The following is a 5,513-nucleotide window of genomic DNA, read 5'->3' as shown; positions in this document are numbered from 1 at the left end:
GTATGCCGCATGACCTTTCCCATCTTGGCTTCCTTGCTGGTCAGATTGGTCGTCTTATTACCATTTCAACTACTCCGGTTATCGCTGGCGACTCCTTCGAGATGGACGCCGTTGGCGCTCTCCGTCTTTCTCCATTGCGTCGTGGCCTTGCTATTGACTCTACTGTAGACATTTTTACTTTTTATGTCCCTCATCGTCACGTTTATGGTGAACAGTGGATTAAGTTCATGAAGGATGGTGTTAATGCCACTCCTCTCCCGACTGTTAACACTACTGGTTATATTGACCATGCCGCTTTTCTTGGCACGATTAACCCTGATACCAATAAAATCCCTAAGCATTTGTTTCAGGGTTATTTGAATATCTATAACAACTATTTTAAAGCGCCGTGGATGCCTGACCGTACCGAGGCTAACCCTAATGAGCTTAATCAAGATGATGCTCGTTATGGTTTCCGTTGCTGCCATCTCAAAAACATTTGGACTGCTCCGCTTCCTCCTGAGACTGAGCTTTCTCGCCAAATGACGACTTCTACCACATCTATTGACATTATGGGTCTGCAAGCTGCTTATGCTAATTTGCATACTGACCAAGAACGTGATTACTTCATGCAGCGTTACCATGATGTTATTTCTTCATTTGGAGGTAAAACCTCTTATGACGCTGACAACCGTCCTTTACTTGTCATGCGCTCTAATCTCTGGGCATCTGGCTATGATGTTGATGGAACTGACCAAACGTCGTTAGGCCAGTTTTCTGGTCGTGTTCAACAGACCTATAAACATTCTGTGCCGCGTTTCTTTGTTCCTGAGCATGGCACTATGTTTACTCTTGCGCTTGTTCGTTTTCCGCCTACTGCGACTAAAGAGATTCAGTACCTTAACGCTAAAGGTGCTTTGACTTATACCGATATTGCTGGCGACCCTGTTTTGTATGGCAACTTGCCGCCGCGTGAAATTTCTATGAAGGATGTTTTCCGTTCTGGTGATTCGTCTAAGAAGTTTAAGATTGCTGAGGGTCAGTGGTATCGTTATGCGCCTTCGTATGTTTCTCCTGCTTATCACCTTCTTGAAGGCTTCCCATTCATTCAGGAACCGCCTTCTGGTGATTTGCAAGAACGCGTACTTATTCGCCACCATGATTATGACCAGTGTTTCCAGTCCGTTCAGTTGTTGCAGTGGAATAGTCAGGTTAAATTTAATGTGACCGTTTATCGCAATCTGCCGACCACTCGCGATTCAATCATGACTTCGTGATAAAAGATTGAGTGTGAGGTTATAACGCCGAAGCGGTAAAAATTTTAATTTTTGCCGCTGAGGGGTTGACCAAGCGAAGCGCGGTAGGTTTTCTGCTTAGGAGTTTAATCATGTTTCAGACTTTTATTTCTCGCCATAATTCAAACTTTTTTTCTGATAAGCTGGTTCTCACTTCTGTTACTCCAGCTTCTTCGGCACCTGTTTTACAGACACCTAAAGCTACATCGTCAACGTTATATTTTGATAGTTTGACGGTTAATGCTGGTAATGGTGGTTTTCTTCATTGCATTCAGATGGATACATCTGTCAACGCCGCTAATCAGGTTGTTTCTGTTGGTGCTGATATTGCTTTTGATGCCGACCCTAAATTTTTTGCCTGTTTGGTTCGCTTTGAGTCTTCTTCGGTTCCGACTACCCTCCCGACTGCCTATGATGTTTATCCTTTGGATGGTCGCCATGATGGTGGTTATTATACCGTCAAGGACTGTGTGACTATTGACGTCCTTCCCCGTACGCCGGGCAATAATGTTTATGTTGGTTTCATGGTTTGGTCTAACTTTACCGCTACTAAATGCCGCGGATTGGTTTCGCTGAATCAGGTTATTAAAGAGATTATTTGTCTCCAGCCACTTAAGTGAGGTGATTTATGTTTGGTGCTATTGCTGGCGGTATTGCTTCTGCTCTTGCTGGTGGCGCCATGTCTAAATTGTTTGGAGGCGGTCAAAAAGCCGCCTCCGGTGGCATTCAAGGTGATGTGCTTGCTACCGATAACAATACTGTAGGCATGGGTGATGCTGGTATTAAATCTGCCATTCAAGGCTCTAATGTTCCTAACCCTGATGAGGCCGTCCCTAGTTTTGTTTCTGGTGCTATGGCTAAAGCTGGTAAAGGACTTCTTGAAGGTACGTTGCAGGCTGGCACTTCTGCCGTTTCTGATAAGTTGCTTGATTTGGTTGGACTTGGTGGCAAGTCTGCCGCTGATAAAGGAAAGGATACTCGTGATTATCTTGCTGCTGCATTTCCTGAGCTTAATGCTTGGGAGCGTGCTGGTGCTGATGCTTCCTCTGCTGGTATGGTTGACGCCGGATTTGAGAATCAAAAAGAGCTTACTAAAATGCAACTGGACAATCAGAAAGAGATTGCCGAGATGCAAAATGAGACTCAAAAAGAGATTGCTGGCATTCAGTCGGCGACTTCACGCCAGAATACGAAAGACCAGGTATATGCACAAAATGAGATGCTTGCTTATCAACAGAAGGAGTCTACTGCTCGCGTTGCGTCTATTATGGAAAACACCAATCTTTCCAAGCAACAGCAGGTTTCCGAGATTATGCGCCAAATGCTTACTCAAGCTCAAACGGCTGGTCAGTATTTTACCAATGACCAAATCAAAGAAATGACTCGCAAGGTTAGTGCTGAGGTTGACTTAGTTCATCAGCAAACGCAGAATCAGCGGTATGGCTCTTCTCATATTGGCGCTACTGCAAAGGATATTTCTAATGTCGTCACTGATGCTGCTTCTGGTGTGGTTGATATTTTTCATGGTATTGATAAAGCTGTTGCCGATACTTGGAACAATTTCTGGAAAGACGGTAAAGCTGATGGTATTGGCTCTAATTTGTCTAGGAAATAACCGTCAGGATTGACACCCTCCCAATTGTATGTTTTCATGCCTCCAAATCTTGGAGGCTTTTTTATGGTTCGTTCTTATTACCCTTCTGAATGTCACGCTGATTATTTTGACTTTGAGCGTATCGAGGCTCTTAAACCTGCTATTGAGGCTTGTGGCATTTCTACTCTTTCTCAATCCCCAATGCTTGGCTTCCATAAGCAGATGGATAACCGCATCAAGCTCTTGGAAGAGATTCTGTCTTTTCGTATGCAGGGCGTTGAGTTCGATAATGGTGATATGTATGTTGACGGCCATAAGGCTGCTTCTGACGTTCGTGATGAGTTTGTATCTGTTACTGAGAAGTTAATGGATGAATTGGCACAATGCTACAATGTGCTCCCCCAACTTGATATTAATAACACTATAGACCACCGCCCCGAAGGGGACGAAAAATGGTTTTTAGAGAACGAGAAGACGGTTACGCAGTTTTGCCGCAAGCTGGCTGCTGAACGCCCTCTTAAGGATATTCGCGATGAGTATAATTACCCCAAAAAGAAAGGTATTAAGGATGAGTGTTCAAGATTGCTGGAGGCCTCCACTATGAAATCGCGTAGAGGCTTTGCTATTCAGCGTTTGATGAATGCAATGCGACAGGCTCATGCTGATGGTTGGTTTATCGTTTTTGACACTCTCACGTTGGCTGACGACCGATTAGAGGCGTTTTATGATAATCCCAATGCTTTGCGTGACTATTTTCGTGATATTGGTCGTATGGTTCTTGCTGCCGAGGGTCGCAAGGCTAATGATTCACACGCCGACTGCTATCAGTATTTTTGTGTGCCTGAGTATGGTACAGCTAATGGCCGTCTTCATTTCCATGCGGTGCACTTTATGCGGACACTTCCTACAGGTAGCGTTGACCCTAATTTTGGTCGTCGGGTACGCAATCGCCGCCAGTTAAATAGCTTGCAAAATACGTGGCCTTATGGTTACAGTATGCCCATCGCAGTTCGCTACACGCAGGACGCTTTTTCACGTTCTGGTTGGTTGTGGCCTGTTGATGCTAAAGGTGAGCCGCTTAAAGCTACCAGTTATATGGCTGTTGGTTTCTATGTGGCTAAATACGTTAACAAAAAGTCAGATATGGACCTTGCTGCTAAAGGTCTAGGAGCTAAAGAATGGAACAACTCACTAAAAACCAAGCTGTCGCTACTTCCCAAGAAGCTGTTCAGAATCAGAATGAGCCGCAACTTCGGGATGAAAATGCTCACAATGACAAATCTGTCCACGGAGTGCTTAATCCAACTTACCAAGCTGGGTTACGACGCGACGCCGTTCAACCAGATATTGAAGCAGAACGCAAAAAGAGAGATGAGATTGAGGCTGGGAAAAGTTACTGTAGCCGACGTTTTGGCGGCGCAACCTGTGACGACAAATCTGCTCAAATTTATGCGCGCTTCGATAAAAATGATTGGCGTATCCAACCTGCAGAGTTTTATCGCTTCCATGACGCAGAAGTTAACACTTTCGGATATTTCTGATGAGTCGAAAAATTATCTTGATAAAGCAGGAATTACTACTGCTTGTTTACGAATTAAATCGAAGTGGACTGCTGGCGGAAAATGAGAAAATTCGACCTATCCTTGCGCAGCTCGAGAAGCTCTTACTTTGCGACCTTTCGCCATCAACTAACGATTCTGTCAAAAACTGACGCGTTGGATGAGGAGAAGTGGCTTAATATGCTTGGCACGTTCGTCAAGGACTGGTTTAGATATGAGTCACATTTTGTTCATGGTAGAGATTCTCTTGTTGACATTTTAAAAGAGCGTGGATTACTATCTGAGTCCGATGCTGTTCAACCACTAATAGGTAAGAAATCATGAGTCAAGTTACTGAACAATCCGTACGTTTCCAGACCGCTTTGGCCTCTATTAAGCTCATTCAGGCTTCTGCCGTTTTGGATTTAACCGAAGATGATTTCGATTTTCTGACGAGTAACAAAGTTTGGATTGCTACTGACCGCTCTCGTGCTCGTCGCTGCGTTGAGGCTTGCGTTTATGGTACGCTGGACTTTGTAGGATACCCTCGCTTTCCTGCTCCTGTTGAGTTTATTGCTGCCGTCATTGCTTATTATGTTCATCCCGTCAACATTCAAACGGCCTGTCTCATCATGGAAGGCGCTGAATTTACGGAAAACATTATTAATGGCGTCGAGCGTCCGGTTAAAGCCGCTGAATTGTTCGCGTTTACCTTGCGTGTACGCGCAGGAAACACTGACGTTCTTACTGACGCAGAAGAAAACGTGCGTCAAAAATTACGTGCAGAAGGAGTGATGTAATGTCTAAAGGTAAAAAACGTTCTGGCGCTCGCCCTGGTCGTCCGCAGCCGTTGCGAGGTACTAAAGGCAAGCGTAAAGGCGCTCGTCTTTGGTATGTAGGTGGTCAACAATTTTAATTGCAGGGGCTTCGGCCCCTTACTTGAGGATAAATTATGTCTAATATTCAAACTGGCGCCGAGCGTATGCCGCATGACCTTTCCCATCTTGGCTTCCTTGCTGGTCAGATTGGTCGTCTTATTACCATTTCAACTACTCCGGTTATCGCTGGCGACTCCTTCGAGATGGACGCCGTTGGCGCTCTCCGTCT

The 5,513-nt window shown here is 44.9% G+C and carries 9 protein-coding genes; all 9 read left to right on the top strand.

The features are described from left to right. Positions 1 to 1,256 (top strand): major capsid protein (locus DEA8626_RS21865; protein WP_001453099.1); only part of this gene is annotated, 1,256 nt, incomplete at its 5' end. Positions 1,257 to 1,366: 110 nt separating this feature from the next. After that, positions 1,367 to 1,894, top strand: coding sequence for a hypothetical protein (locus DEA8626_RS21860; RefSeq protein WP_000487867.1), 528 nt, complete (start codon positions 1,367 to 1,369; stop codon positions 1,892 to 1,894). Between the two features lie 8 nt (positions 1,895 to 1,902). Continuing rightward, positions 1,903 to 2,889 carry a Minor spike protein gene (locus DEA8626_RS21855; protein WP_000466547.1) on the top strand — a complete coding sequence of 329 codons (987 nt, stop codon included), beginning with the start codon at positions 1,903 to 1,905 and terminating at the stop codon, positions 2,887 to 2,889. Positions 2,890 to 2,925: 36 nt separating this feature from the next. Then, positions 2,926 to 4,494: a replication endonuclease gene (locus DEA8626_RS21850; RefSeq protein ID WP_001134933.1), complete on the top strand. Its 1,569-nt coding sequence runs from the start codon at positions 2,926 to 2,928 to the stop codon at positions 4,492 to 4,494. Beyond that, positions 4,427 to 4,579 carry a hypothetical protein gene (locus DEA8626_RS21845; RefSeq protein ID WP_435988044.1) on the top strand — a complete coding sequence of 51 codons (153 nt, stop codon included), beginning with the start codon at positions 4,427 to 4,429 and terminating at the stop codon, positions 4,577 to 4,579. The genes DEA8626_RS21850 and DEA8626_RS21845 overlap by 68 nt, the downstream gene beginning before the upstream one ends. Continuing rightward, on the top strand, positions 4,512 to 4,751 hold the full coding sequence (locus tag DEA8626_RS21840) for a phage DNA packaging protein C (protein WP_016670801.1): 240 nt from the start codon (positions 4,512 to 4,514) through the stop codon (positions 4,749 to 4,751). The genes DEA8626_RS21845 and DEA8626_RS21840 overlap by 68 nt, the downstream gene beginning before the upstream one ends. Continuing rightward, positions 4,748 to 5,206: a scaffolding protein D gene (locus DEA8626_RS21835; RefSeq protein ID WP_000084700.1), complete on the top strand. Its 459-nt coding sequence runs from the start codon at positions 4,748 to 4,750 to the stop codon at positions 5,204 to 5,206. The genes DEA8626_RS21840 and DEA8626_RS21835 overlap by 4 nt, the downstream gene beginning before the upstream one ends. Continuing rightward, positions 5,206 to 5,322: a phage DNA packaging protein J gene (locus DEA8626_RS21830; protein WP_000033471.1), complete on the top strand. Its 117-nt coding sequence runs from the start codon at positions 5,206 to 5,208 to the stop codon at positions 5,320 to 5,322. The genes DEA8626_RS21835 and DEA8626_RS21830 overlap by 1 nt, the downstream gene beginning before the upstream one ends. Before the next feature lie 36 nt (positions 5,323 to 5,358). Further along, positions 5,359 to 5,513 (top strand): major capsid protein (locus DEA8626_RS21825; protein WP_016631132.1); only part of this gene is annotated, 155 nt, incomplete at its 3' end.

The sequence above is a fragment of the Defluviimonas aquaemixtae genome (assembly GCF_900302475.1).
In the GTDB taxonomy this organism is placed as follows: Bacteria; Pseudomonadota; Alphaproteobacteria; order Rhodobacterales; family Rhodobacteraceae; genus Albidovulum; species Albidovulum aquaemixtae.
This window is presented reverse-complemented; position numbering and strand designations above follow the sequence as displayed.